Annotated in this window: 25 protein-coding genes, 2 pseudogenes and 2 riboswitches; of the genes and pseudogenes, 24 read left to right on the forward strand and 3 right to left on the reverse strand. The window is 31.3% G+C overall.

Features of this window, described 5'->3' with window-relative positions:
* Nucleotides 1–206 precede the first annotated feature (206 nt).
* A complete protein-coding gene (locus L1S47_RS10525) occupies nucleotides 207–854 on the forward strand; it encodes a DUF5105 domain-containing protein (protein WP_238883528.1) in 648 nt (215 codons plus the stop codon).
* Between the two features lie 109 nt (nucleotides 855–963).
* The gene (locus L1S47_RS10530; RefSeq protein WP_238883529.1) at nucleotides 964–1,620 is read left to right on the forward strand and encodes a DUF5105 domain-containing protein; all 657 of its coding nucleotides are present in this window, start codon (nucleotides 964–966) and stop codon (nucleotides 1,618–1,620) included.
* A 240-nt stretch (nucleotides 1,621–1,860) separates the two neighbouring features.
* Here L1S47_RS10530 and L1S47_RS10535 read toward each other — a convergent pair whose 3' ends face one another.
* Nucleotides 1,861–3,033 carry a M20 family metallopeptidase gene (locus L1S47_RS10535; protein WP_238883530.1) on the reverse strand — a complete coding sequence of 391 codons (1,173 nt, stop codon included), beginning with the start codon at nucleotides 3,031–3,033 and terminating at the stop codon, nucleotides 1,861–1,863.
* 237 nt (nucleotides 3,034–3,270) lie between these two features.
* Between L1S47_RS10535 and L1S47_RS10540 the strand changes: the two are divergent.
* The 14 genes and pseudogenes from L1S47_RS10540 to L1S47_RS10605 form a co-directional block, all read left to right on the forward strand.
* Nucleotides 3,271–4,176 (forward strand): annotated as a pseudogene (locus L1S47_RS10540) (M15 family metallopeptidase); the annotation flags it as partial.
* Nucleotides 4,162–5,208 carry an amidase domain-containing protein gene (locus tag L1S47_RS10545; RefSeq protein WP_373689066.1) on the forward strand — a complete coding sequence of 349 codons (1,047 nt, stop codon included), beginning with the start codon at nucleotides 4,162–4,164 and terminating at the stop codon, nucleotides 5,206–5,208. The pseudogene L1S47_RS10540 and the gene L1S47_RS10545, both read left to right, overlap by 15 nt.
* A 101-nt stretch (nucleotides 5,209–5,309) precedes the next feature.
* A riboswitch (cobalamin riboswitch) is annotated at nucleotides 5,310–5,493 on the forward strand.
* A 329-nt stretch (nucleotides 5,494–5,822) separates the two neighbouring features.
* Nucleotides 5,823–6,644, forward strand: a complete 822-nt coding sequence (locus L1S47_RS10550) for a sirohydrochlorin cobaltochelatase (RefSeq protein ID WP_238883531.1) — start codon at nucleotides 5,823–5,825, stop codon at nucleotides 6,642–6,644.
* Nucleotides 6,645–6,686: 42 nt separating this feature from the next.
* Nucleotides 6,687–8,018: a cobyrinate a,c-diamide synthase gene (locus L1S47_RS10555; protein ID WP_238883532.1), complete on the forward strand. Its 1,332-nt coding sequence runs from the start codon at nucleotides 6,687–6,689 to the stop codon at nucleotides 8,016–8,018.
* Nucleotides 8,005–8,631 carry a precorrin-8X methylmutase gene (locus L1S47_RS10560; RefSeq protein ID WP_238883533.1) on the forward strand — a complete coding sequence of 209 codons (627 nt, stop codon included), beginning with the start codon at nucleotides 8,005–8,007 and terminating at the stop codon, nucleotides 8,629–8,631. The genes L1S47_RS10555 and L1S47_RS10560 overlap by 14 nt, the downstream gene beginning before the upstream one ends.
* Nucleotides 8,631–9,725 (forward strand): cobalt-precorrin-5B (C(1))-methyltransferase CbiD, encoded by a 1,095-nt coding sequence (gene cbiD / locus L1S47_RS10565; protein WP_238883534.1) that lies wholly within the window; start codon nucleotides 8,631–8,633, stop codon nucleotides 9,723–9,725. Before L1S47_RS10560 ends, cbiD begins: the two co-directional genes overlap by 1 nt.
* On the forward strand, nucleotides 9,718–10,320 hold the full coding sequence (gene cbiE / locus L1S47_RS10570) for a precorrin-6y C5,15-methyltransferase (decarboxylating) subunit CbiE (RefSeq protein WP_238883535.1): 603 nt from the start codon (nucleotides 9,718–9,720) through the stop codon (nucleotides 10,318–10,320). Before cbiD ends, cbiE begins: the two co-directional genes overlap by 8 nt.
* Complete coding sequence (gene cbiT, locus L1S47_RS10575; RefSeq protein ID WP_238883536.1) at nucleotides 10,317–10,889, forward strand: precorrin-6Y C5,15-methyltransferase (decarboxylating) subunit CbiT; 573 nt, start codon at nucleotides 10,317–10,319, stop codon at nucleotides 10,887–10,889. The genes cbiE and cbiT overlap by 4 nt, the downstream gene beginning before the upstream one ends.
* Nucleotides 10,882–11,544, forward strand: coding sequence for a cobalt-factor II C(20)-methyltransferase (locus L1S47_RS10580; protein WP_238883537.1), 663 nt, complete (start codon nucleotides 10,882–10,884; stop codon nucleotides 11,542–11,544). Before cbiT ends, L1S47_RS10580 begins: the two co-directional genes overlap by 8 nt.
* 12 nt (nucleotides 11,545–11,556) lie before the next feature.
* Nucleotides 11,557–12,309, forward strand: coding sequence for a precorrin-4 C(11)-methyltransferase (cobM, locus tag L1S47_RS10585; protein WP_238883538.1), 753 nt, complete (start codon nucleotides 11,557–11,559; stop codon nucleotides 12,307–12,309).
* A gap of 3 nt (nucleotides 12,310–12,312) precedes the next feature.
* Entirely contained in the window at nucleotides 12,313–13,281 is a 969-nt protein-coding gene (gene cbiG, locus L1S47_RS10590; RefSeq protein WP_238883539.1) for a cobalt-precorrin 5A hydrolase, read from the forward strand.
* Between the two features lies 1 nt (nucleotide 13,282).
* Nucleotides 13,283–14,005, forward strand: a complete 723-nt coding sequence (gene cobJ, locus L1S47_RS10595; protein WP_238883540.1) for a precorrin-3B C(17)-methyltransferase — start codon at nucleotides 13,283–13,285, stop codon at nucleotides 14,003–14,005.
* Between the two features lie 2 nt (nucleotides 14,006–14,007).
* On the forward strand, nucleotides 14,008–14,763 hold the full coding sequence (locus tag L1S47_RS10600; RefSeq protein WP_238883541.1) for a cobalt-precorrin-6A reductase: 756 nt from the start codon (nucleotides 14,008–14,010) through the stop codon (nucleotides 14,761–14,763).
* 75 nt (nucleotides 14,764–14,838) lie between these two features.
* Nucleotides 14,839–16,416 (forward strand): hypothetical protein, encoded by a 1,578-nt coding sequence (locus L1S47_RS10605; RefSeq protein ID WP_238883542.1) that lies wholly within the window; start codon nucleotides 14,839–14,841, stop codon nucleotides 16,414–16,416.
* 45 nt (nucleotides 16,417–16,461) lie between these two features.
* On the opposite strand, the gene L1S47_RS10610 is transcribed toward L1S47_RS10605, so the two are convergent.
* On the reverse strand, nucleotides 16,462–16,989 hold the full coding sequence (locus L1S47_RS10610; protein ID WP_202766707.1) for a nitroreductase family protein: 528 nt from the start codon (nucleotides 16,987–16,989) through the stop codon (nucleotides 16,462–16,464).
* Nucleotides 16,990–17,120: 131 nt separating this feature from the next.
* Nucleotides 17,121–18,182 carry a lactonase family protein gene (locus tag L1S47_RS10615; RefSeq protein ID WP_238883543.1) on the reverse strand — a complete coding sequence of 354 codons (1,062 nt, stop codon included), beginning with the start codon at nucleotides 18,180–18,182 and terminating at the stop codon, nucleotides 17,121–17,123.
* An 88-nt stretch (nucleotides 18,183–18,270) separates the two neighbouring features.
* On the opposite strand from L1S47_RS10615, the gene L1S47_RS10620 reads away from it, so the two are divergent.
* From L1S47_RS10620 to L1S47_RS10655, 8 genes and pseudogenes are all read left to right on the forward strand, one after another.
* Complete coding sequence (locus L1S47_RS10620; RefSeq protein WP_238883544.1) at nucleotides 18,271–18,984, forward strand: Crp/Fnr family transcriptional regulator; 714 nt, start codon at nucleotides 18,271–18,273, stop codon at nucleotides 18,982–18,984.
* 144 nt (nucleotides 18,985–19,128) lie between these two features.
* The gene (ric, locus tag L1S47_RS10625; RefSeq protein ID WP_202766710.1) at nucleotides 19,129–19,827 is read left to right on the forward strand and encodes an iron-sulfur cluster repair di-iron protein; all 699 of its coding nucleotides are present in this window, start codon (nucleotides 19,129–19,131) and stop codon (nucleotides 19,825–19,827) included.
* 14 nt (nucleotides 19,828–19,841) lie between these two features.
* Nucleotides 19,842–20,597 carry a DUF438 domain-containing protein gene (locus L1S47_RS10630; RefSeq protein WP_238883545.1) on the forward strand — a complete coding sequence of 252 codons (756 nt, stop codon included), beginning with the start codon at nucleotides 19,842–19,844 and terminating at the stop codon, nucleotides 20,595–20,597.
* Between the two features lie 51 nt (nucleotides 20,598–20,648).
* Nucleotides 20,649–20,763, forward strand: a riboswitch (FMN riboswitch).
* A 233-nt stretch (nucleotides 20,764–20,996) separates the two neighbouring features.
* The gene (gene ribD, locus L1S47_RS10635; protein WP_238883546.1) at nucleotides 20,997–22,094 is read left to right on the forward strand and encodes a bifunctional diaminohydroxyphosphoribosylaminopyrimidine deaminase/5-amino-6-(5-phosphoribosylamino)uracil reductase RibD; all 1,098 of its coding nucleotides are present in this window, start codon (nucleotides 20,997–20,999) and stop codon (nucleotides 22,092–22,094) included.
* 2 nt (nucleotides 22,095–22,096) lie between these two features.
* Nucleotides 22,097–22,750, forward strand: a complete 654-nt coding sequence (locus L1S47_RS10640) for a riboflavin synthase (RefSeq protein WP_238883547.1) — start codon at nucleotides 22,097–22,099, stop codon at nucleotides 22,748–22,750.
* 17 nt (nucleotides 22,751–22,767) lie between these two features.
* A pseudogene (gene ribB, locus L1S47_RS10645) lies at nucleotides 22,768–23,373 on the forward strand (3,4-dihydroxy-2-butanone-4-phosphate synthase); the annotation flags it as partial.
* Between the two features lie 21 nt (nucleotides 23,374–23,394).
* Nucleotides 23,395–23,856, forward strand: a complete 462-nt coding sequence (gene ribE / locus L1S47_RS10650) for a 6,7-dimethyl-8-ribityllumazine synthase (RefSeq protein WP_202766715.1) — start codon at nucleotides 23,395–23,397, stop codon at nucleotides 23,854–23,856.
* A gap of 170 nt (nucleotides 23,857–24,026) precedes the next feature.
* The gene (locus L1S47_RS10655; protein WP_238883548.1) at nucleotides 24,027–25,025 is read left to right on the forward strand and encodes an IS1 family transposase; all 999 of its coding nucleotides are present in this window, start codon (nucleotides 24,027–24,029) and stop codon (nucleotides 25,023–25,025) included.
* The last annotated feature ends 45 nt before the right edge of the window (nucleotides 25,026–25,070 follow it).

The raw sequence follows: 25,070 nt of genomic DNA on the forward strand, positions 1-25,070 counted from the left end.
AATACAGAAATCATCTTCTTAAGTCTGCTATATAGTCTTTTTTTAAACTGTCCTTTACAACGGGTACATTTTAATGATTTCCATGGCTTGTATTATTTATATACATAATTAACTATAAAAGAAATTACTAAAAAGTTATATTTTCTAGTAACCAATCATTTCACCCCCTCATATGATGATATGTATGAAAAAAAGGGGGGGATAATATGAGAAAATATATTAAGTTTTTCTCAGCAGTAATGGCTATAGTAATGTCAATGGCCTTAATGTCTGCATGTAGCAAAAAACCAGCGGTCACACCAGATCAATACTTAACATTTTACATGGATTTAGCAGTGAAGAATACTGAAGGAGATGCGGCAAAACTAGGTATATCTAGTGATGAAGTTAAGAAGTTTAAGGATCAAATGGAAAGTCAATATAGTAAGGTTGTAGAAAATGACACTAGTGGCGTAGATAAAGAAAGCCTAAACAAAATGGTTACATCAATAAGAAAAGGTATGTCACAAATCAAATATGACATAAAGACAGTAGAATCTGATAGTAAGAGTGCTAAGGTTGAAATGTCAATAAATCCAATGGTAATAGAACAAAATGACTTTAGTCCAGATAAGCTAATATCGCAAGATGAGATTATGCAATTGGCTTCACAATATACAGATCAAGCTACATTGGAAAAGAAAGCAACAGAAATAATTATAGATAAATTATGCAAATACTTCGAGAATCCTAAGATATCTGATGAAACTAAAAAAGTGACTATAGAATTGAAGGTTGAAAAAGGTGAATGGAAAGAAGTAAATGAAGGAACCCTTGAAAACTTTATAAAAAATAATTTAATTATTTATAAATAACAGATATGCCATGGAGATAAATTAAAGTTTTCATGGCTTTAATTTTGGAAAAAACTTCGATTTTATAATTAGATTTAGGGTGATATAATTAGACGGAAGGAGGGGGAAAATGAAGAAGAATTTTAAAGTTTTAACATTATCATTGGCATTTATAATGTCTATGGCGTTATTAATCTCATGTAGCAAAAAACCAACTGAAACATCACCATCACCAGGTGAGTACATAAAATTTTATATGGATTTAGCAGTGAAAAGTGAGATGGGTGATTCCAAGAAACTAGGAATATCCAATGATGAAGTAAAGCAATTTACAAATGAGTTGGACAAGCGATTTAGTGAGGGTATAGCGAGTGATGCAAGTGGAATTGATAAAGAAACCTTAAATAAGCTAGTGGATTCATTAAGAAGAGGAATGACAAAAATAAAATATGACATTAATACTGTTAATGTTGATAAAGAAAATGCTAAAGTTGAAATTGTAGTTAATCCTATGATATTAGATCGTAAGGAGTTAACTCCAGACAAAATAGTATCTGAAAGTGAAATGAAAGAATTAGCTAAAGAATATAAAACTAAAGATGCTTTTATGAAAAAAGTCATGGAACTTGCAACAAGTAAAATGTGTAAGTATTTTGAAAATCCTAATATATCAGATGAGGCTAAAAAAATTACTATTGATCTTAAGTTAGAAAATAATGAATGGAAAGAGGTTAAAGAAGGACCATTCAAAGATTTCATAAATAATAATTTAGTGATTTATAAATAATGATAAGGTCATGGAAGAGTTATAATCTCCATGACCTTATTAGCTTTATTATTCTTTAGGAATTTATAATATTTTAAGGTTGTAGATAACATTATAAGTTTGAATTATAATCTAAGGATTTACTAGCCCCCCTAAAGAATAAAAAATAGAATTAGTCGCCTGCCAAATTTTCCTCACATGCGTTTGGAAAGGCAGATGCGAGAAAAAAATCGACGGCTCATAATCGCCTTGACGATTTTTTTAAAGATAATCTAATACAGCTTGAACAAATATTGCTGGACCTATCCAAAGAACATCTTCATCAACATCAAATTTAGGATGATGATGTGGATAGATAATTCCTTTTTCAGGGTTATTTGAGCCAAGGAAAAAGAATGTTCCAGGGACATTTTGAAGATAGTAAGCCATATCTTCAGAAACCATAGTAGGTTCTTTTAAGTATACTAAGTTTTCTTCTCCAACAATTTTAAGAGCTGATTTCATAAAGCTTTTAGTTACTTCTGAGTTATTATTAACAGAAGGACAAATCTTATCATAAACTACATCCGCAGATGATCCATTAGTAGAAGCTATTCCGTTACAGATTTCAATAACTCTTTTCTCAACTAGTTCTCTATCCTCTGGAAAAATTGTTCGAATTGTGCCTTGAAAGTGCACAGATTCTGGAATGATGTTCCAAGTAGAACCACCTTCAATAGAACCAATTGTAATAACTACTGGATGAAGAGGATTTATCTCCCTGCTGACTATTCTTTGAAGAGCAGAAATCATTTCAGCACCTATTGATATTGGATCTACACAAAGATGTGGTAAAGCACCATGACCACCTTTGCCGTTTATTGTTACTGATAATTTATCAACTGCAGAAGTTGTATATCCAGTTCTCACACCAATCATGCCAGCCTTTACTTCTGGGAAAAATCCACCTATGTGTAGTCCTAAAACTCGGTCTACCTTTGGATTTTCGAGAACTCCTTCAGCAATCATAGGTTCTGCTCCAGCTGAGATTTCTTCTGCAGGTTGAAAAATCAACTTAACATTACCATTTAGTATAGATTTATATTTAGATAAAATTTTTGCTGTTCCAAGTAACATTGAAGTGTGGGCATCATGTCCACAAGCATGCATACAATTATTATTTGAGGCGAATTTTAAACCTGTTTCTTCTTTTATAGGTAATCCATCCATATCAGCTCTAATGGCAATAGTGGGACCAGGATTTTCGCCATTAATTAGTGCGCATATTCCAGTCTTGCTAAGAGTGATAAACTCAATATTCATTTTAGTTAATTCATTACAAACGAAATTATAAGTTTCTTCTATATCTAAGCCTGTTCCAGGAATTTTATGAAGTTCCCTTCTCCAGTTGATAATATCATCATGAATTTCTTTAGAAAGTTTTATAGGATCCATACTCATGCCCTCCTTCAAAATGAATTATTTCAGAAAATTATACTATAGTTTAAGAACTTTGTAAGTAAAAAAAATTTAAAAACTATCAAAAATTCAGTTGAGTTTTAAGTTCAACTAGAATTAATAATAATCATAAATTAAGTTTCATATTTAAAACTCATATTACATACTATGCGATTTCTTTGGACAGTATATAGTTATAAAAAAAATTAAAGCTACTAGATGAGGTGACTAAGGATGAAAAAATGGATATCAATGATTTTAGTGTGTATATTGCTAAATATTCAAATGCCAGTTATGTCACAAGAAATCATTAATGAAGAATATAAAAGCAAAATGAAGCAAGATATATTGACACTTATGTTAGCTTATCCAGGGTATATAAAAGATATTGAGATTGATGGCAGTAGAACTTTAATTATAATGAAGTCTGGCAAAAAGATATTATATGATGATATGAGAAAAAAAGGGCATGAAGAAAAATTAGATAATCCTGATCTTCAAGATATGTTAGAACAAGTTTATCCATTGGAATTTACAACAACAGTGATGAAAAAGGACTTTGATCCTGGAAGAGGAAGAAATTATGACTTATTACATGAAGTATATGGATCATCAAAAGGAGAGATTGAGAAAAATCTAAAGCCATTACAATATGGATTTGCAGGTTATAGGTTTAATGATAAAAACGGAGCTAGAACAGCATTAGAAACATCATTAAAAGAATTGATACCATTAGCAAAGACAAAACCAGATATATCTAATTGTCTTTATCCAGCTAGTGGAACTTATAACTATAGAGTTATCTCAGGTACTGGAAGATTAAGTCCACACTCCTTTGGAATAGCGATAGATCTTAAAAGTGATCCTAGAGATTATTGGAAGTGGAGTACTGAAAAAAAGGCAGAGGAAAGACTTAAGTCATATTCAAAGGATTTAGTTCAGGTTTTTGAAAAGAATAACTTTGTTTGGGGAGGAAAATGGGGGCATTTTGATATTCTTCACTTTGAGTATAGGCCAGAAATAATAATAAAAGCAAAATATTTTGGAAACTGGAAAGAAAGTGATGGAAGCTGGTATAAAGGTGCACCAGTAGATGATGAAGAAGTAAAGAAAGCTATTGAACTAATTGAAGATAAGTTAGACGATAATAAAGAAAAAACTACTCTTTCTGAAGCAGAAGATAAGGAACTGGTGGAATTTGTTCAAGACATATTTATTAATAGAAATAAGGCTATTTTGGATAAAAACTTAGAACTAATAGAATCACTATATGATACAAATAGTAAGTATGGAAAATGGGCTTATGAATATGAAGAAAGAAAAGTGAAATATTTAAATAACTGGGCAGAAAAGCAAGGAGTTAAATTCACTGAAATAATTCCTAAAGTAATTATAAGAAGAAGTAGAGGTGGGAATGATAGATATTCCTTTAATATAATGTGTAACACAGAGTATAAATATATATATGAAAATCTTCCGGACATTGTTAATAGTTCTAGAATAGGTACATATCATTCTTTACAACTTACTAAACAAGAAGGAGAATGGGTAATAACTAAGGAATGGTATACAGATCCATTTGCTGATTCCCTTAGTTTAGACAATATAAAAGCAGAAAGTATAAAACAACATATTATTTCCCAGGAAACTAGGGATATTTCCGACATAAATGAACGAAGAAAGGGAGCAATGCAATATGCAGATACCTACTGCGGAGCTGCTTCACTACCTGAGTATGGATTTAAATATAATAAGAATTATAGAGATTTTAATCCAGAAGGAGGAGATTGTGCAAACTTTGCATCACAAGTACTCCATGAAGGAGGTAAATTCAAAAAAAACTCTACTTGGAATTATAGTAAGGGAAGTGCTACAGGACCATGGGTAAATGCAGATAAGTTTACCTCATATATGATACATAGTGGAAGAGCATCTGTTATTGCACATGGAAGTTATGAAAAAGTTTATAAGGCATCATATAAATTGTTGCCGGGAGATTTTGTGGCCTATGAAAAAAAAGGCGATATCACACATATTTCTGTAGTATCAGGAGTAGATTCAAAGGGGTATACATTAGTTACTTGTCATAATACTGATAGAAATAATGTTCCTTGGGATCTAGGGTGGAGTGATAAAAAGATAAAATTCTGGTTAGTAAGAGTTCATTATTAATAGTAAGTATTGTTATAGACATAGTTATACTACAATGCTATAATCTTCATACAAAGTAAATATTGATAAAACATAGGTGACTAATAGGATAAAATAAATTTATTTAAATAAAGCCTTTAAATGTCCCAAAAGGGAATTAGTATAATAGGGAAACAGGTGAGATTCCTGTGCGGTCCCGCCGCTGTAAAAGAAGAGTCTTAGTTATAGAATCACTGGGAAACTGGGAAGATAAGCTAAGATTATGACACTTGAGCCAGAATACCTGCCTAAGTTTTTACACTAATAGGGTTTTTATGCGACTGATTAAGTCTCACATTATAAATTCTCAAAGTTTTTAAGTTCGACTAGGAATTTATGCATGCCATAAAATTGAGTCTCACTAAAAAACTTTTTAGGAATTTTTGTTCGGCTAAGAGTAATACATGCCATAAAAATTGCCAGAAACCGCAATTTTTAAACAAGTATTAATCAAGTCTCACGATAAAAATTCATCTCTACGAGCGATGGAGAGGGTGGCTAAATGGACAAAGTGATTTTAGGATTACCTTGATTATTTCTCATAGCCTTCTGACATTATTCAGAAGGTTTTATTTTTTTACATAAAGGAGTTTGTTATGAAAAAAGCAATTATAGTTTTAAGTTTTGGGACATCTTACTTAGATGCATTAGAAAAAAATATAGTACCGATGGAGAGAGAAGTTGAAGAAAGATTTGGGAAAGAGTATAAAGTAATTAGAGCATTTACTTCACATAAGATTATCAAAAAACTAAAAAAAGAACATGATATCAGCATTTTTACGCCAGAAGAAGCGTTAGATTCTTTACTGAATGAAGGATATGAAGAGGTAACTATACAACCCTTACATATAATACCTGGACAAGAATTTGATTATATAAAAAAGGTAGCTAATATTTACAAGTGTAAGTTCAATTATTTAAGAGTAGGACGTCCTTTGCTATATTTTCAATCTGATGAGGTTAACTTAGATTATGATGATTTAGTTTATGCAATTTCAAATAATCTACCTAAAAATAAGTGGGTTATATTAGCAGGGCATGGAACTCATCACCCAGGCAACTCTTGTTATGGATGTTTTCAAAATAGGCTTAGAGATTTAGACCATGGTAATATAATAATTGCAACAATTGAGGCGTATCCATCATTAGAAAATACTATAAAATACTTGAAAGATAGAGATATAAAAAGTGTTGTACTAGCACCATTCTTACTTGTAGTAGGAGATCATGCTAGAAAAGATATTTTCTCAAAGAAAGAAGATTCTTGGGCATCTACACTTAAGGGTGAGGGAATAGAAGTTGAAGAATTCAATGTTGGTTTAGGTGAATATGAAGAAGTAAGAAGTATTTATATGAAGCATCTAGAAGATGCCCTAAGTGGTAAATTCCAAGGGTTTGGAGAAAATTTAAAGGGATAGAATTATAGTGGAGCGTAATAAGTATCTTGAAGGAGTTTTTATATGAAATCTGTAGTTATTGCATCAAATTCATCTGGAGGAGGCAAAACAACATTTACAATAGGTTTAATGAATCTATTGAAGAAAAAAGGTTATGATATAGCAGGGTATAAAGTGGGACCAGACTATATTGATGGAGCCTTTCATGAAAAAATAACAGGAAAGCCTTCTAGAAATTTAGATTTCTTTTTACAGGGAGAAGAAGGACTTAAGGCAGCTTATAGTAGGAATAATGAGGATATAGGAATTATTGAAGGGGTTATGGGTGTGTATGATGGAATAGGAACAACTATAGAAGCCTCAACAGCACATGTATCAAAAATTTTAGGACTTCCGATTATTCTTGTAATTTCTCCCAAGGCTTCAAGTCTTACTTTTATAGCAGAACTAAAAGGAATACTTAATTTTTCAGACTGTGAATTTGCAGGAATAGTATTAAATAATATAAGCAAATCTTATTATATTTTCCTTAAGCAATTAATTGAAGAAACATTAAATATAAAGGTTTTAGGGTACTTACCCAAAGATGATAGAATTACTTTAGGATCAAGACATTTAGGGCTTGTTCAAAGTCAAGAGATTACAGATTTACAAGAAAAGATTGATGTTGTATCAAGTCTTATAGAAGAAGATGTAGACGTAAATTCAATCTTAGAATTAATGAAGGAAACAGATAAATTTAAAGATAATTATCACTTGGATTCCGTAGGAATTAGAATAGGAATTGCAAAAGATATAGCCTTTTCTTTTTACTATAAGGAGAACATAGAACTTCTGGAGGAGGCTGGAGAAGTTATATATTTTTCTCCTCTAAAAGATGAAAAAGTTCCAGAAAATTTGGACTTGATATATTTAGGTGGAGGATATCCAGAAGTTTTCAGTAATGAACTTACTAGAAATACTAGTTTTCTAAGCAGTTTAAGGAATGAACTAGAAAAAGGTACGCCCTGTTATGCTGAGTGCGGAGGGCTTATGTATTTAATGAAGTCTATTGATAATACTAATATGGTTGGCTTTTTTGATGGAGAAGCTTATATGACTAAGACGTTAAATAATTTTGGATATAATCACATAGATATCTCAAGGAATCAATTAATTAAAAGAAATTTATCAATAAATTCTCATGAGTTCCATAAATCTAAGGTTGAATGTAGTAATAAAACTGTGTATAAGCTTAATAAAAAGACCTTTAACGGGGGATTAAAAGAGTGGACATGTGGATATATAAAAAATAATACTCTTGGGGCATATGGACATGTACACTTTTTCTCTAATTTAGATTTTATAAAAGAAATTATAATTAGTTGTAAGGAGAGAAAAGATGCATTACGTTAAAAATCCTATGGAAATAGAATTAAAGAGTTTTGAAATAATAGGAAAAGAAATGGGCGAGCATAACTTTAATAAGGAAGAACTTTCAATTGTAAGGAGGGTTATACATACTACAGCAGATTTTGAATATAAAGATTTAGTTTATATAAGAGAAGGTGCAATAGAAGAAGCTAAGAAGTTACTTAAAAGTGGAGTGAAGATATATACTGATACCAACATGGTTGCAGCTGGTATAAATAAAAAGGCTTTAAAAGATCTAGGGTGTGAAGTAATAACATATGTTTCACTAGAAGAAGTGGCTATGAAGGCAAAAGAAGAAAAAACAACAAGATCAATGGCAGCTGTTAGCAAAGCAGTAGAGGAAGGGGTAGAATTCTTTGTGTTTGGGAATGCACCAACTGCATTGTTTATTTTAAAAGAGTTATGTGAAGAAAGAAAAGCAAGTCCTAAATTTATTATAGGAGCGCCTGTTGGTTTTGTGGGAGCAAAGGAGTCGAAGGAAGAAATAGAGAAGCTAAATATTCCTATGATAACAATAAGAGGTAGAAAAGGAGGAAGCAATGTAGCAGCAGCTATAGTTAATGCTTTAATGTACCTTTTAGTGGAGAGAGAATAATGTTTGAAATGTATGTAAATGCAGGTGGGAAAAAGCTTAGATGTGGGTATACAACTGGTTCTTGCGCAACAGCTGCAGCTAAGGCAGCAACTATGATGCTGTATAGCGAAAAGAAATTAAATTATGTAGAAATAGATACTCCAAGTGGAATAAAGCTTAATCTACAGATTGATTCCATTGAAAAAAGGGAGGATTATATATGCTGTTCCATTATAAAGGATGGAGGAGATGACCCAGATGTAACCCATGGGCTTGATATATGGGCAAAGGCAAAGAAGATTCCAAGTGGTTATATTCTTAAGGGTGGAAAAGGTGTAGGAGTAGTTAAGGGAGAAGGGCTTTACGTGAAAAAAGGTGAGCCTGCTATAAATCCAGTTCCCAGAGAAATGATAAAAAGAGAAGTGCTAAGTGTACTTCCAGAAAATAATGGAGTTGAAATAACTATTTACGTACCAAAGGGAGAAGAAGTTGCAAAAAAGACTTTTAATCCAAGACTTAATATAGAGGGTGGAATAAGTATTTTAGGAACCTCTGGTATAGTTTACCCAATGTCAGAAGAGGCTCTTAAGGAAACCATTGAAATAGAAATGAGAGCTAAGTCTGCCTATTATAAAGACATAATATTTATTTTTGGAAATATGGGAGAAAGATATGGAGAGACCTTGGGATATGACAAAAACAAGATGGTAACTATATCAAACTATGTAGGTAGTGCATTAGATGCAGCCAAATATAATGGGGTTAGAAAAGTTACTATAATTGGGCATATCGGAAAGCTTGGAAAAGTTGCGGGAGGAGTATTTAATACCCACTCAAAGGTATGTGATATGAGATTAGAAATACTTGCCTTAGAGTTAGCTTTAATGGGATGTCCCTTGGATTTAGTTAATAAAGTATATAATGAAAAGACCACAGAAGGTGCTGTGAAAATCATTCCTAAGGAGTATCATAAAGTATATGAGAATATAGGAATTAAGGTTAAGAATAAAATGGAGCAATATACTGGTAATGAAATAGAAGTTGAAGTAGTCTTATATTGGGGAGGAAAAGAACCCAAGCTTTTATTTGCAAGTGAAAAGGAGAACTATGATTAATTTAGTTGGATTAGGACCTGGAAGTAAGGAGTATATGATTTTAAAAGCTGTAAAAGTTCTAGAGGATAGCTCACTAATAATAGGCTTTAGTAGAGCTATAGATTCAATAGCTTTTGTTGATAATACTAAGAAAAAAGTGCAAAAACTTGCAGATATTGTGGATATAATCAAAGATAATGTGGATAAAAACATTAGTATAGTAGCTTCTGGAGATCCAACCTTTTATGGAGTATTGAACTATCTAAAAGAAAACTTGCAAGAAGAAATAAATGTGATTCCAGGATTAAGTTCCTTTCAATATTTAATGAGTAAATTGTCTCTTCCTTGGAATGAAGCGAAATTATCTTCACTACATGGAAGAGAAGGAGAATTTATTGAGGAAATAAAATCTTCAAAACTTACCATATGGCTTACTGACAATAAAAATACTCCTAATAAATTGGCAAAGGATATATTTGAAGAAAACATAGAGGCTAGAATTTATGTAGGGGAAAATTTATCTTATGAAGATGAGAAAATAACTATTGGAGCACCTGAAGAAATAATGAGTAAAATGTTTAGTAATTTAAGCGTATTGGTGGTGGAGAGAGAATGATATATATAAAAGATGAAGAGTTTATAAGAGGAAAGGTTCCTATGACTAAAGAAGAAGTAAGGATTTTATCAATTTCTAAATTGGAACTTAAAGACTCTTCAAAAGTACTTGATGTAGGGGCTGGAACAGGGTCTGTGTCCGTTCAAATGAGCAAGATGTGCAAAGATGTGATTGCTATTGAAAAAGAGCAAGATGCTTTTGACCTTATATTAGAGAATAAAAATAAATTTAATTGTGACAATCTTGAAGTTATATTAGGTGAGGCATTAGAGACGCTAAATGATTTCACTGATGATAATTTTGATGGGATTTTTATAGGTGGAAGTGGAGGAAACTTAGAAGAAATAATTTCAGTTTCTCATAAAAAACTTAAGAACTTAGGAAAAATAGTTTTAAACTTTATTACTATAGATAATTGTTATAAGGCATGTGAGACACTAAAGGCTTTAAATTATAATATTGAGATAACGCAGGTCAACATAAGCAAGAATGTAAAAGGAAGTTATATGCTAACAAGCAATAATGGAATCTTTATAGTTAGTGGAAGAAAGGAAACTACAAATGAATAAATTATATGGAATAGGAATGGGCCCAGGAGATCCAGAACTATTAACACTAAAAGCGGTTAAGGCAATAGAAGCTTCAGAGGTTATAGTTGCACCAACTTCAGAAGAAGGGGGAGTAAGTATTGCATATGAAACAGCTAAGGAGTATATAAATAAGGATACTAAGGTAATAATTGCTCATTTCCCTATGGGAAAAAAAGATACTAAATCGAAAGTGCAAGAGATATATGAGACTATAAAAAGAGAATTAGAAGAGGGCAAAACCGTAAGTTTTTTAACTATAGGAGATCCATTAGTATATTCAACATACGTACACCTTCTTAAATATATACAGAATAATGGTTTTACAGTAGAAACGATTCCAGGAATAACTTCATTTTGTGCTGCTGCATCATTAACAGACAGGCCAGTAGTTATGGGGAATGAAGCTCTATTAGTTATTCCAGCAGGGAAAGTTAATGAAATAAGAGATGAGAAGTATGTTGTTGTAATGAAGGTATATAAAAAGGAAAGAGAAGTAATTGAGACTCTTGAAGAAAAAGGTTTTGAGTATGTTATGGTAAGAAGAGCTGGTAGAGAAGGAGAAGCTATAATATACGATAAAGAGGAAATCTTTAAAGAGTGTGAATATATGTCACTTATATTAGCAAGTAGATAAGGAGGGGTATTTATGCTTTATTTTATTGGAGCAGGTCCTGGAGATGTAGACTTAATAACCGTAAAAGGAAGAGATATATTAACTAAATGTGATGTAGTAATATACGCAGGATCTTTAGTAAATGCAAAGCATTTAGAGTTTTGCAGGAAAGAATGCGAAATATATAATTCAGCAAATATGACACTTGAGGATGTTATAAATGTAATAAAGGAAAAACATTCTGAAGGAAAAACAATAGTTAGGCTTCATACTGGTGACCCATCAATCTATGGAGCAATAAAGGAACAAATGGATGAACTTGATATGCTTTCAATAGATTATGAAGTAATTCCAGGGGTAAGCTCCTTTACAGCAGCTGCAGCAGCTATTAAAAAAGAATTCACCCTTCCAAGTGTAAGTCAAACAGTAATTTTAACAAGAGTAGAAGGAAGAACTCCAGTACCTGAGAAAGAAGACTTAGAAAGATTAGCAGCGCATAAGGCATCCATGGCACTATTTTTATCAGTATCGATGATTGATAAAGTAGTTGATAAGCTTAAAAAGGGATATGGTACAGGGACAGTCCCAATTGCAGTGATAGAAAAAGCTACTTGGGAGGATGAAAGAATAATAGTAGGAACCTTAGATGATATTTCACAAAAAGTAAAAGAGGCAGGGATAAAGAAAACTGCTCAAATATTAGTAGGGGAATTTATTGATTGTGAGTATGAAAAATCCTTACTTTATGATAAGCATTTTACTCACGAGTTTAGAAAGGGAGTATAGAAAATGCTATATATTCTAAGTTTATCGAAGCTAGGAGATAAAATAGCTGAGAATATATCAGGAGAATTAGGTGGAAGGATAATTACTAAAGAAGTTATAGTAAGAGCTGGATTAAGTAATGTTGCAAAGGAAGCTATGGAAAATGCTAGAGGAATTATATTTATTTCTTCAACTGGAATAGCTTTAAGAGCAATTGCTCCATATTTAAAAGGAAAAACAGTGGATCCAGGTGTAGTTGTGGTGGATGCTGTTGGAAAGTTTTCTATAAGTCTCTTAAGCGGACATTTAGGAGGCGGAAACGAATTAGCACTTAAGGTTTCAGAAGTAATTAATGCAACTCCAGTAATAACAACAGCTACAGATGCATTAGGAATAAAGGCGCCGGATATTATAGCTAAAGAAAATAATCTACTAATTAATGATATGAAGAAAGCAAAAGAAATTTCTAGTTTGCTTACAGAAGGTGAGAAGATAGGGTTTATAGATACATTAGGTAAGATAGAAATACCAGAAGGATATGTAGAGGAAGATATAGATACAAAAGGAAAAGTTGTTGTTACAAATAAATTGTTAAATGAAGATGCTCTTGTACTTATAAGAAAAAATATAATACTAGGCATTGGGTGTAAGAAGGATACGTCATCAGATAAATTAAGTGAATTTATAAAGGAAGCATTAATTGAGCATGGATATTTATTAAAAGCAGTAGCTAAGATAAGTACTGTAGATTTAAAGAGTAAAGAAAAGGCTATTTTAAATTTAGCGAAGGAGCTTGAAGTTCCGATGGATATTCATACAAGAGAAAGTATAGAAAAGGTTGAACATTTATTTAAAGGTAGTGAATTTGTAAAAAAATCTATAGGGGTAAGCTCTGTGGCAGAGCCATGTGTTTACTTAAGTGATGGAGATATATTAGTAAATAGAATTGCAAAGGAAGGGATGACCCTTTGTATTGGAGAAAGGATAGAATAGCATGGGAAAACTTTATGTAGTAGGAATAGGTCCTGGGGGAATTGAACATATGTCTCTTAGAGCAAAAGAGGTAGTTGAAAAATCAGATATAATAGTTGGATATAATAAGTACATAGATATGATAAAATCCATAGTTAAGGATAAAGAAATTTATTCTAATGGAATGAAGGGTGAGGAAGAAAGGTGTAGAGAAGCACTTAAGCTTTCAAAAGAGAAAAATGTTGCATTAATAAGTACAGGAGATTCAGGAATATATGGAATGGCTGGGCTTATATTAGAGCTTAGAGGGAATGAAGAAGTTGAGATTATACCTGGAATAACGGCATCTTCAGCAGCTGCAACTATACTAGGAGCACCACTTATGCATGATAATTGTAATATTTCTCTTTCAGATTTAATGACAGATTATGAAGATATTAAAAAGAGAGTTAAGCTCGCAGCAGAAGGGGATTTTATTATCTCATTATATAACCCTAAATCAAAAGGAAGACCTCATTACTTAAAAGAGGCAATAGAAATAATAAAGGAATTCAGAGGAGAAAATACTCCAGTAGGGGTTGTAAAAAATGCATTAAGAGAGGGACAAGAATATTGGATAACTACTCTTAAGGATTTTATAGATGAAGAAGTTAACATGTTTTCTATAGTAATTATAGGGAATTCAAAAAGCTTTATAAAAGATGGTTTCTTTATAACACCGAGAGGATATAAATTGGAGAAATAAAAATGATAGGATTAATTGTAGGTACTTCAGAAGGAAAAGAATTATTAGAAGGACTTAATAAATTCACAGAAGATATATTTGTATCCACAGCTACTAATTATGGTGGAGAGTTATTAAAGGGATATAAATATAAGTTTTTAAACACTAAGCCATTAAATAAAGAGGAACTAAAAAATATGCTAGAAGAGAATGGAGTTAGAAAGCTAATCGATGCTTCCCATCCCTATGCATTAGAGGTATCGATAAATGCCATGGAAGTGGCCAATGAGTTATCAATTGAATATATAAGATACGAAAGACCTTCAGTAATTGATAAATATAGGGGGCATAGATTAGTTAATATAATATCGGATTATAGTGAACTTAATAACTCTCTTTCTAGCATAAAAGGGAATATATTAAATACAACAGGCAGTAGAAATATAAAAAAATTTATAGATTTAAAAATAGAAAATCGAATCATTCACAGAGTTCTTGCATCATTAAAAGTCATGGAGGAACTATGTAATCTTGGAATTGAGCCTGAAGATATAATAGCAGTTAAAGGCGTGTTCTCAGAAGAGTTTAATAGAGCTGTTTTAAGGGAATATAAGTGCGAAGCAATAATAATGAAGGATTCAGGTGTAGAAGGTGGAACTGTTCAAAAGATAGAAGCTGCATTAAAAGAGCAGGTTAAAGTAGTAGTTATAGGTAGAAAACAACTAGAATATAATAAAGTTTTTGACAATATTTATGAACTTATAGACTATGTATCATAAAACCATATTTACCATAATTTATTATAAGTGTGCTATAATAGGTTATGGTTATTTTTATATTTGGAGGAACTTTTGATGTTGGGATTTAATAAACAACAAATGCTAGGACTTATAAACTCTTATTGGCCTAAAAGTCATAAATCCAAGAGAAATCTTGAGAAGATAAAAGAAGACTGCAACATAATAAGAAGTGTAGAAAAAGAAGAAAATTACATAAATGATCAAAGCTTTGAAGATTTATCAATGGAGGAAGTATTTAAGACTGTTGATAGAACTAATAGTTCTCCTGGGGAAGCTATGCTAATGTATACTTTAACAAATCCTATCTTTGATATTAAGGAACTTGAAAAAAGAGATAAAATAGTTGATGAAATAAAAGAGAATAAAAACTTAAGAGATAAGTTAAATTACTTATTTTTTGATTTAGGTAGAGAAGGGAAAAGAGAAGTACTCTCCTTTATACTTGATGATAAAAAGGGAAGCAAGCTCAAAAGATTAGTATATATGATAATAGGAAGCCTTATTCCGTTATGTATACTAGGGGCTATTTGGATAGATTTAAGATTCATATTTGTTGCTTTGGTTATTTATCTTGTAAATATCGAGATACATTATCATAGGGAAAATAAATTTGAACTCTGGAATATACCTTACTTGGCTAAACTTATAAATACATTAAAGAAGATTAAAGAAATAGATGATTATGAATTTAGAGAGTTTAGGGATAAAGCTTGTGATATTTATGAAAGAATAAAACCTATAAATAAAGAAATGTTCTATATATCAAAGAGTGAGGAAATAGATTCTCTGTTAGATTTAATATTTTTATTTTTCTTACTTCAAGAAAGAGGATATTATAAATTTATTGAAATATTGCCTAAGTATAGAGAAGATTTATATGCTGCATATAAATTAATAGGAGAAATAGATACTTATTGCTCTATAGCTGCCTTAAGAGAAGATTTAAGATATTATTCTAAACCTGAATTTACTAAGAAGAAAGAGATAAAAATTGAAGAAGGATATCATATATTGTTAGAAAATCCAATTGCTAATTCAATAGAAGTTAATAAAACTGGAGCAATAATAACTGGAAGTAATATGTCAGGTAAATCAACATTCCTAAAGATGATTTCGTTAAATTGTCTTTTTGCTCAAACATTATATACTTGTACGGCAAGAAGATATGAGGGGGACCTCTTCCACATAATAACCTCATTAAATCCTAAGGAGGATATTTTAGAGGGCAGAAGCTATTATTTGGGGGAGGCTAAGGCTATATTAAATATTCTTCAAGAACAAGAAAAAGGTAAGAATGTTGTTTGCTTTATAGATGAGATATTTAGAGGAACTAATCCACTGGAGAGAATTAGTGCTTCTAGAGCATTGCTTAATTATTTCCACAAGGCAAAAGTACTATGTCTTATTTCTACTCATGATATAGAAATAACTAGATCTTTTGATGATAAATATAATTTCTATCATTTTGAAGATGATGTTAGTAAGGAAAAGGGATTAATTTTTGATTACCATATTAAGAGAGGAATAGGAACTAAAAGTAATGCCATTAAGCTTCTAGAATATATAGGTTACCCAGAGGAGATAACTAAAGAAGCAAATGAAACTATAGAAGAATTAAGAAAACTAATATAAATAAATTAAAAAATCGCACTAAGCTATTAGTGCGATTTTTGATCTTTATTTTATTATGTTAACAGTTCCTTCTTTTCTTGGAGTATTTGCAGGAGCAACCTTATATCCAAAAACTCCTGAACCTATTATAGAATATCCTTCAGGTAAATTAAGTTCTTTTATTAATTCTTTACCTTCCTCAGTAGAATATAAAGCTTTTACTGCATGTATCCAACAAGAACCTATTTCTAGAGATTCTGCAGCTAAGAACATATTGCCTAAAGCAAGGGCTCCATCTATTTCTGGAGCTATAGCTTTAGCATCACTAGAAACAATTATTAGTGTAGGAGCATTATAAAAAAGATTTAAATCTTTGTTGTTATCTCTTTGCATGGCTTTTTTGCAGAAATCATTTAATTTTTCTATAAGTTCTTTATTTTGAATTACAGTAAAATTCCAAGGTTTTTGGTTCATTGCACTAGGAGCAAGGTTTCCAGCTCTTAATATCTCATTTAATTCCTCATCTTTAATTTGTTCTGGCTTATAAGCGCGTATGCTTCTTCTTGCTTCAATTGCTTTTAAAACTTCATTCATTTTAGTACCTCCAATATTGTTTATAATTTTACATTTAATATTTATTATATAGTAAAATTAATATATTGGAAGTATGCACTTATTAGTTAGTTAGTATACAAAAGGAAAGCATAGAAATTTAAATCTATATATTATAGGAATTTAACGCATACTGGAGTAGGAATTGAAATCTCTTGCTCAAGTTTAGTCAATAATCCGGTTACCCTATCTATAGAAAATAAAGTTAAGTTATTAGTATCTTGATTAGCAGCAACTATAAATTTACCTGTAGGGTCTAAATCAAAGTCTCTTGGACCTTTTCCTCCAACAGGTGTAATAGCCTTTAATTCAACTTCTCCAGAATTAGAATCTACTGAAAATACTGCGATAGAATCGTGACCTCTATTTGAAGTATAAAGGAATTTACCATCAGGTGATAAATGGATAGCTGCAGCTATACTTTCACCATCAAAGTTTTCTGGTAGAGCAGAAATTTGTTGCTTTATTTTATAAGAATTATCGTCAGCAGATTTTTCTAATACAAATACTTCTGATGAAAGTTCTGATAATAAGTATGCAAAATTCATAGATGGATGGAAAGTCAAATGTCTAGGACCTGCACCAGCTGGTAAAGTAATAGTAGTATCAGAATCGTAAACTAATGAGCCGTTATCAACTGAATAGCTTACTACTTTATCAATACCTAAGTCTACTGCAAAAAGATTCTTTTCATCAGGAGTTAATTCAACAAAATGAACATGAGCTTTTTCTTGTCTATCTTTATTTGGGCCTGATCCTTCATGAAGTTTTACTGAAATTGGGTTGCTAAGAACTCCGCCTTCATTAACAGAGTAGGATCTGACTTCACCAGTATGATAATTAGCTGAAAATAAGTAATCCTTATCATTGTTCATGCTAACATGACAAGCAGGAGATCCAGGAGATACCTGACTATTTATAAAAGTTAATTCTCCAGTTTCTGTATTTATGGAAAAGCTAGCTACTCCGCCATTACTGCCTTCTTTAGCTACAGCAAAAAGTCTGTTATTTTTACAGTCTAAAGTAATGTATGTAGGATTGTCTAATTCTCCAGCAATTTTTAAATCTTCTAATTTACCATTTGAATTATCTAGAGTAAGTGTATATATGCCCTTACTACCAGTCTTTGTATATGTTCCAATATAAATTCTCACTTTATCTTCATGTTTTACCATAGTAATAGCCTCCTATTAATTATATAATGTAAGTATATTATATCATATTGATTTTACAGAGTAACTTTATTTAAATAGGGGTGAACATATGAAAGTTTGTAATTGTGGAAATTGTAATCATAGCGATTTGTGTGTAAAGAAGGTTCCGATATTTTCATTTTTATCAGAGGCTGAATTAAAAGAAATAAAAGATATGACAGGACATAGAGAATATAAAAATGGTGAAGTACTATGTCAGGAAGGGGAACGTTCTGAGACATTATTTATTATAAATGAAGGTAAAGTTAAACTGTCTAGAATAACTAAGGATGGAAAGGAGCAGATTATAAGAATTCTTTCAGAAGGTGAGTTCTTCGGAGAACTTAATCTGTTTACGGATGAAAATATATATAAGTTTTCTGTAATAGCTATTAGCAAAGTTAAGATATGTACGTTGACTAAAGAAGATATGGATAAGATATTAGAAAAAAATTCAGCTATTGCATTTAAGATATTAAAGGAAGTTACTAAAAAACTTTCAGAAACAGAGGAACTAGCACAAAACTTGGCAACGAATGATGCAGAAATAAGAATAGCTCACATGCTTTTAGAATTTTTAGATAAGTATGGAGAGGAAAAGGATGGAGTAAGTCAAATAAAGCTTCCTATAAATAGAGAAGAAATGGCTAATTATACAGGATTAACAAGGGAAACTATAAGCAGAAAACTATCTAAGTTAGAAGACCTTGGGGTAATCGAACTTAAAGGAAATAAGATTATAGTTGTAAAGGATAGAGAAGCATTAGTTGAATATGTTGAATAAATGATAAGATAAAAAATTAATTTCAGATCATAGTATGAAATTGATTTTTTATCTTTTTTTATTTGTGATTTAAATCATATTTTAAAATTCGAAATTGGATTAATATTAACTCATAAAGAGAAGAAATTCAGGAGGTTATTATTTATGAGTAGAGTTATAAATGAGAATTTAAAGCTAGGAGAAGTAGTTTCAATTTTCCCGGACTCGACAAAAATATTTAATGATATAAAGATAGATTATTGTTGTGGAGGACATGATAGCTTAGGAGCAGCTTTAAGAGAAAAGGCATTAAATGTTGATGTTTTTGTTGATAAGTTAAATGAAGAATATGAGAAATTCAAAAATTCCAATAGTGAATATATCGACTGGAGAGAAGTTGATTCAATTAAACTAATTGAAAATGTAATTAATACACACCATGCGTACACTTTTAGAAGTATTAAAGAGATAGATGAACTTTTACTAAAAATACTTAAGGTTCATTTTGAACATCATAGTGAAGAGCTACTTAAAGTTCATAGGTTATTTGGAAGTCTTAAAGTTGAGTTAGAGGAACACTTAATAAAAGAAGAGAAGAATCTATTCCCATTAATGGAGAGATATTTTATTACCAAAGATGAAAATCTAAGAGTAGAAGTTAAGAAATATATAGAAGAGACTGAAGCAGAGCATGATGGGGCAGGAGATATCCTAAAGGAACTAGAAGAGATTACTAGAGACTTTAAAGCACCAGAAGGAGCATGTACAACTTTTAAACTTGTATATAATAAGCTACATGACTTAGAAAAAGATTTATTTATCCATATTTATAAAGAAAACAGTATATTGTTTCAAAGGGTATAGTGGAGGAGAATAAGATGAACAAGGAAAGAATAGAGAATTTATCAATAATATTAAAGAAGTTAAATCAAGAAGGTGCAACCGAGGAAGTTAGACAAGAGGCTTTAAGTATAGTTAAAGAAATAAGTCCAGTTGAATTATCTATAGCAGAACAAAATCTTATAGAAGAAGGAATGAATCCTCAAGAATTAAGAGGCTTGTGTGAAGTTCATATGGAAGTTCTTAAGGATGAATTGGATAAGATCAAGACAAGCATTACTGAGGGACACGTTTTAAATACTATGATAGAAGAACATGAGGAAATATTAAAGCTCTTAAAGAAGCTAGAGGTATTAAACAATAAAATTCAAAAGCTGAATAATTATGATGAAGAAGGTAATATAGCTAGAGAGCTAGTTGAGTTAGCTGATAATATATTAGATGCAGAGAATCACCATCAAAGAGAAGAACAAGTACTTTTCCCTGAGATGGAAGCTTTAGGGATAACTGGTCCTACAAGAATTATGAAAATGGAACATGAGGATTTAAGAGAGAAAAAGAGAAGAATAAAATCTCTTGGAGAGAATGCTAAATATGTGAACTTTGAAGCATTTAAATCAGATTTAGATGAAACAGCAAAATATCTTATATTTAATCTAAGAGATCATATATTTAAAGAAAATTATATTCTATATCCTTCAGCACTTGAAACTATTAAAGAGAATAGCAAGTGGGAGGAAATGAAAGATAGATGCGATAAAATAGGATATTGCGGATTTACACCTAGTCATTAATTAATTGACAAGTGGTTGACGTTAATATATGCTTTTAGTATAAAATTATATATAAGTCTTCAGGGCAGGGTGTAATTCCTTACCGGCGGTAAAGCCCGCGAGCTATTTTAGCAGATTCGGTGAGATTCCGAGGCCGACAGTAAAGTCTGGATGAAAGAAGATTATTAAGAGTATAGTGTAATCTATTTATTAGGTTAGCTATATACTTTGATTGAATGCATAGCTCTGAAATTTTATAATTTCAGAGCTTTTTGTTTATCTTTTGTGGAAAAAAACTATAGTTTTTTATTCATTGTGGATAATATTTGATTTTAATGCCCTGAGTTTTAATAACTCAGGTTTTTTTATTTAAAAAAGGAAAAAATAATATAGAAATTATTTTTAAAGGGAGGGAATTTAGTGGATGTATTTTACATGAAAAAAGCATTGGAGTTAGCTATAAAAGGAGCGGGAAAAGTTAATCCTAATCCTATGGTAGGTGCAGTAATTGTAAAAGATGATGAAATAATCGGGGAGGGATTTCATGAATTTTATGGAGGACCTCATGCAGAGGTAAATGCATTATCTAGTGCTGTAGAGAGTGTGGAAGGGTCCACAGTTTATGTGACATTAGAGCCTTGTCATCATTACGGTAAAACTCCACCATGTGTTGATGCATTAATAAGGAATAAAGTTGCTAGAGTTGTTATAGGACAAAAAGATCCAAATCCATTAGTAGCGGGGAAGAGCATCAATAAGTTATTAGAGCATGGGATAGAAGTTGAAGTAGGAATACTAGAGGAAGAATGTAAAAAGCTAAATGAAGTGTTTAATAAGTACATTGTAACTAAAAAGCCGTTTATAGTATTAAAATCTGCCATAAGTTTAGATGGTAAGATAGCAACTCATACTGGTGAATCAAAGTGGATTACAGGAGAAGAGGCGAGAGAAGAAGTTCAAGTACTTAGGAACTCATTATCAGGAATAATGGTTGGAGTAGATACTGTGATAATAGATAATCCTCAATTAACTTGTAGGATTCCTAATGGAAGAAATCCAAAAAGAATTATAGTTGATAGTAATCTGAGAATTCCACTAGATTCAAAGGTTTTAGAAATAAATGAAAACTCTCATTGTATTATAGCTACAACTCAAAAAGCGCCAAAAGAAAAAGTTGATATTCTAAGAAACAAAGGTATAGAGGTTATTGTCTTGCCGGAGAAAGATGCAAAGGTAAGCCTTAAGGAGCTAGTTGTGGAACTTGGAAGAAAAAATATAGATGGAATTTTATTAGAGGGTGGAGGAACCTTAAATTATTCAGCATTAAAAGAAGGCATAATTGATAAAGTTCAATATTATATTTCACCTAAAATAATCGGAGGAAGGGATGCCAAAACTTCAGTAGAAGGAGAAGGCGTAAATAGCATAGATGAATGTTTTAGATTAAATGAGGTTACAACCAAAGTTGTTGGAGAAGATATTCTAGTAGAGGGTTATATAAAGGAAGGTGGTTATTGACTTTGTTTACAGGAATCATTGAGGAAGTAGGATTTGTAGAATCTATTCAGAAATCTGGTGATGGAGCAAGAATAAAAATTAGGGCTAAAAAAGTACTAGAGGATAGTAAGATAGGGGATAGCATCAGTACAAATGGAGTTTGCTTAACAGTTACTGATTTTTGGAGTGATGGATATTACTCAGATGTTATGGCAGAAACCATGAGGAGAAGTAATCTTGGCGAATGTAAAACTGGAGCGAAGGTGAATCTTGAAAGAGCGTTAAAGGCAAGTGATAGGTTAGGAGGACATATTGTTAGTGGGCACATTGATGGAGTTGGAATTATTACATCAAATGAGAAAGAGTCAAATGCTGTATGGGTAACCATAAAGGCGCCTAAGGAAGTCCTTAAATATATTGTTGAAAAAGGTTCAATTGCAATAGATGGAATAAGCTTAACAGTTGCTTATGTTGATAATGAAGTATTCAAGGTCTCTATAATACCTCATACAGGAGAAGAAACAACACTTCTTAATAAGAAAAAAGGACATTATGTTAATTTAGAATGCGATGTAATAGGCAAATATGTTGAGAAGCTTTTAGGATTAAATAAAGGAAAAGAAGAAAAGAAAAAGAGCTCTATATCAATGGAGTTTTTGATGGAAAATGGATTTTAGGAAAGTGGAGGGGTAAAATGTTTAAGTTTAATACTGTAGAAGAAGCAATAGAAGATATTAAAGCAGGAAAAATTATAGTAGTAATTGATAATGAAGATAGGGAAAATGAAGGGGATCTTTTAATGGCAGCAGAAAAAGCTAAGCCAGAAGATATTAATTTCATGGCTACATATGGAAGAGGACTTATTTGTACACCATTAGAAGAAAGATTGACAAATAAGTTAGATATTAATGCAATGGTTGAGAATAATACTGATAATCATGGAACAGCATTTACGGTTTCTGTAGACCATATTAATACAACTACTGGTATATCAGCATTTGAAAGGGCAGAAACAATAGTTAAACTACTAGATGAATCATCTAAACCAGAGGATTTTAGAAGACCAGGACATGTATTTCCCTTAGTTGCTAAAAAAGGAGGAGTTTTAGAGAGACCTGGACATACAGAAGCAGCTGTAGACTTACCAAGGCTAGCAGGGTTAAAACCAGCAGGTGTAATTTGCGAAATTATGAATGATGATGGAACAATGGCAAGAACTGGTGACTTAATGAAATATGTTGAAAAACATGGACTTAAGATAATTACAATTGAAGCGCTAATAGCGTATAGAAAACAAAACAATTTATAGGAGGATATAATTATGAAAAATTATGAAGGAAATTTAGTAGCAAAGGGTCTGAAATTTGGTATTGTAGTGGGAAGATTCAATGAACTTATAGGATCAAAACTTTTAAGCGGAGCATTAGATGGTTTAAAAAGACATGGTGCTAATGAGGAAGATATTGAAATAGCATGGGTTCCAGGGGCATTTGAAACACCACTAATTGCAAAGAAAATGGCTGAAAGTAAAAAATATGATGCTGTTTTATGTTTAGGAGCAGTTATTAGAGGAGCAACACCGCACTTTGATTATGTGTGTGCAGAAGCTTCAAAAGGTATCGCAAATGTATCTTTAAATACAGGTATTCCAGTAATGTTTGGAATATTAACAACAGATTCAATAGAGCAAGCAATAGAGAGAGCTGGAACTAAGGCAGGAAACAAAGGTTATGATGCAGCTGTTTCTGCAATAGAGATGGCAAATTTAATAAGAGAGTTTTAAAAGATTTTTAGTGAGTACTAAGATATTTATTATCTTAGTACTCTTTTTTTATTCTCTATATAAATTCTTTCGCTGATCCATGTGGACTGTTAAACAGAAGTGTTGAAATGTTTATGGAAGATTAAAAGAGAGTAGACTTCCATAAAAAACACAGATTATAAATCTAAATAATGGTCAAGAATTTAGTAAAAGAATTGGAGGAGCATATGGTAGAAATGTTTAAAAATGATTTGAATGAAGAGATAACAGAGAATATTAATTTTGAAGATAGTATATCAGCCATCCTTGTTAATAAAGAAGTTAAATGCCCTAGATGTTTTTCTAAGGATATAAGCAAAAATGGAAAGACAAAGGCTTTGAGACAACGATATATTTGCAAAGATTGTGGAAAAAGCTTTTCTGAGATGACTGGAACTCCAGTAAGTTATAGTAAGAAGGAACTTAAGCAGTGGGCAAGGTACACCCACTATATGAGTGAAGGTATGACTTTAAGAGAGATATCAAAGATATTAAAAATAAGTCTAGTTACAAGTTTTCAGTGGAGACACAAAATTTTAAGTTCCGTAGAGCATAGAATAAAAGATGGGGAATTTTCAAAGATTGTTCAGATAGATGAACTTAGAATGAAAGAAAATTTTAAAGGAAATCACTCTAAAAACAAGAACTTTAAAGTGTTAAGTGATAGCTATATAGTTGATAATGAAATATTCAGAAGAAGTTTTATATCAATTCTTAACTGTAGAGATTTATTAGATAATAAATATTTAAAGGCAGTATCAAAAGGGTACATTAGCAGAGAAGTACTGGATAAACATTTAGGAAGTAAGATGAGAAAGGTTAAGGTTATTGGTGTATGTAGGAATCTGCTTTATGTTAATTTTGCTAAGAAAAATAATTTGAAGATATGCATGGATGGGAGTTCTAAATACAATGTTAAGGATGTGGATATTGGGTTAGTAAGAAGACAAGGGATATTGTTTAAGCAATTTATTAGAAACTTTAGGGGTGTTGCAACTAAATATGTTAGTTTTTATATAAATTGGTTTAGAATAATTATTGATAAATACGATATTTGTAAAGTTTTAATAGACTCATGTATAAGAGGTAACCGAAAACTAATAAATATGGGATTTAAGTCTGTAGATTTTAATGGGGTAAATTATATATAAAATATAAATATTTTTTATTTCAACACTTTTCTTTAACAGTATATA

The sequence above is a fragment of the Clostridium sp. YIM B02551 genome, assembly GCF_022324735.1.
Classification (GTDB): domain Bacteria; phylum Bacillota; class Clostridia; order Clostridiales; family Clostridiaceae; genus Clostridium_T; species Clostridium_T paridis.

Bases quoted from the DNA above. Each gene is read 5' to 3' on its own strand.
- L1S47_RS10555 (WP_238883532.1), top strand. From the start codon at position 6,687: ATGAAATCTGTAGTTATTGCATCAAATTCATCTGGAGGAGGCAAAACA.
- cbiD (WP_238883534.1), top strand. From the start codon at position 8,631: ATGTTTGAAATGTATGTAAATGCAGGTGGGAAAAAGCTTAGATGTGGG.
- cbiE (WP_238883535.1), top strand. From the start codon at position 9,718: ATGATTAATTTAGTTGGATTAGGACCTGGAAGTAAGGAGTATATGATT.
- cbiG (WP_238883539.1), top strand. From the start codon at position 12,313: ATGCTATATATTCTAAGTTTATCGAAGCTAGGAGATAAAATAGCTGAG.
- cbiT (WP_238883536.1), top strand. From the start codon at position 10,317: ATGATATATATAAAAGATGAAGAGTTTATAAGAGGAAAGGTTCCTATG.
- ric (WP_202766710.1), top strand. From the start codon at position 19,129: ATGAGTAGAGTTATAAATGAGAATTTAAAGCTAGGAGAAGTAGTTTCA.
- L1S47_RS10630 (WP_238883545.1), top strand. From the start codon at position 19,842: ATGAACAAGGAAAGAATAGAGAATTTATCAATAATATTAAAGAAGTTA.
- L1S47_RS10610 (WP_202766707.1), bottom strand. From the start codon at position 16,989: ATGAATGAAGTTTTAAAAGCAATTGAAGCAAGAAGAAGCATACGCGCT.
- L1S47_RS10605 (WP_238883542.1), top strand. From the start codon at position 14,839: ATGTTGGGATTTAATAAACAACAAATGCTAGGACTTATAAACTCTTAT.
- L1S47_RS10580 (WP_238883537.1), top strand. From the start codon at position 10,882: ATGAATAAATTATATGGAATAGGAATGGGCCCAGGAGATCCAGAACTA.
- cobJ (WP_238883540.1), top strand. From the start codon at position 13,283: ATGGGAAAACTTTATGTAGTAGGAATAGGTCCTGGGGGAATTGAACAT.
- L1S47_RS10530 (WP_238883529.1), top strand. From the start codon at position 964: ATGAAGAAGAATTTTAAAGTTTTAACATTATCATTGGCATTTATAATG.
- L1S47_RS10600 (WP_238883541.1), top strand. From the start codon at position 14,008: ATGATAGGATTAATTGTAGGTACTTCAGAAGGAAAAGAATTATTAGAA.
- cobM (WP_238883538.1), top strand. From the start codon at position 11,557: ATGCTTTATTTTATTGGAGCAGGTCCTGGAGATGTAGACTTAATAACC.
- ribE (WP_202766715.1), top strand. From the start codon at position 23,395: ATGAAAAATTATGAAGGAAATTTAGTAGCAAAGGGTCTGAAATTTGGT.
- L1S47_RS10535 (WP_238883530.1), bottom strand. From the start codon at position 3,033: ATGGATCCTATAAAACTTTCTAAAGAAATTCATGATGATATTATCAAC.
- L1S47_RS10655 (WP_238883548.1), top strand. From the start codon at position 24,027: ATGGTCAAGAATTTAGTAAAAGAATTGGAGGAGCATATGGTAGAAATG.
- L1S47_RS10525 (WP_238883528.1), top strand. From the start codon at position 207: ATGAGAAAATATATTAAGTTTTTCTCAGCAGTAATGGCTATAGTAATG.
- L1S47_RS10550 (WP_238883531.1), top strand. From the start codon at position 5,823: ATGAAAAAAGCAATTATAGTTTTAAGTTTTGGGACATCTTACTTAGAT.
- L1S47_RS10615 (WP_238883543.1), bottom strand. From the start codon at position 18,182: ATGGTAAAACATGAAGATAAAGTGAGAATTTATATTGGAACATATACA.
- L1S47_RS10620 (WP_238883544.1), top strand. From the start codon at position 18,271: ATGAAAGTTTGTAATTGTGGAAATTGTAATCATAGCGATTTGTGTGTA.
- L1S47_RS10560 (WP_238883533.1), top strand. From the start codon at position 8,005: ATGCATTACGTTAAAAATCCTATGGAAATAGAATTAAAGAGTTTTGAA.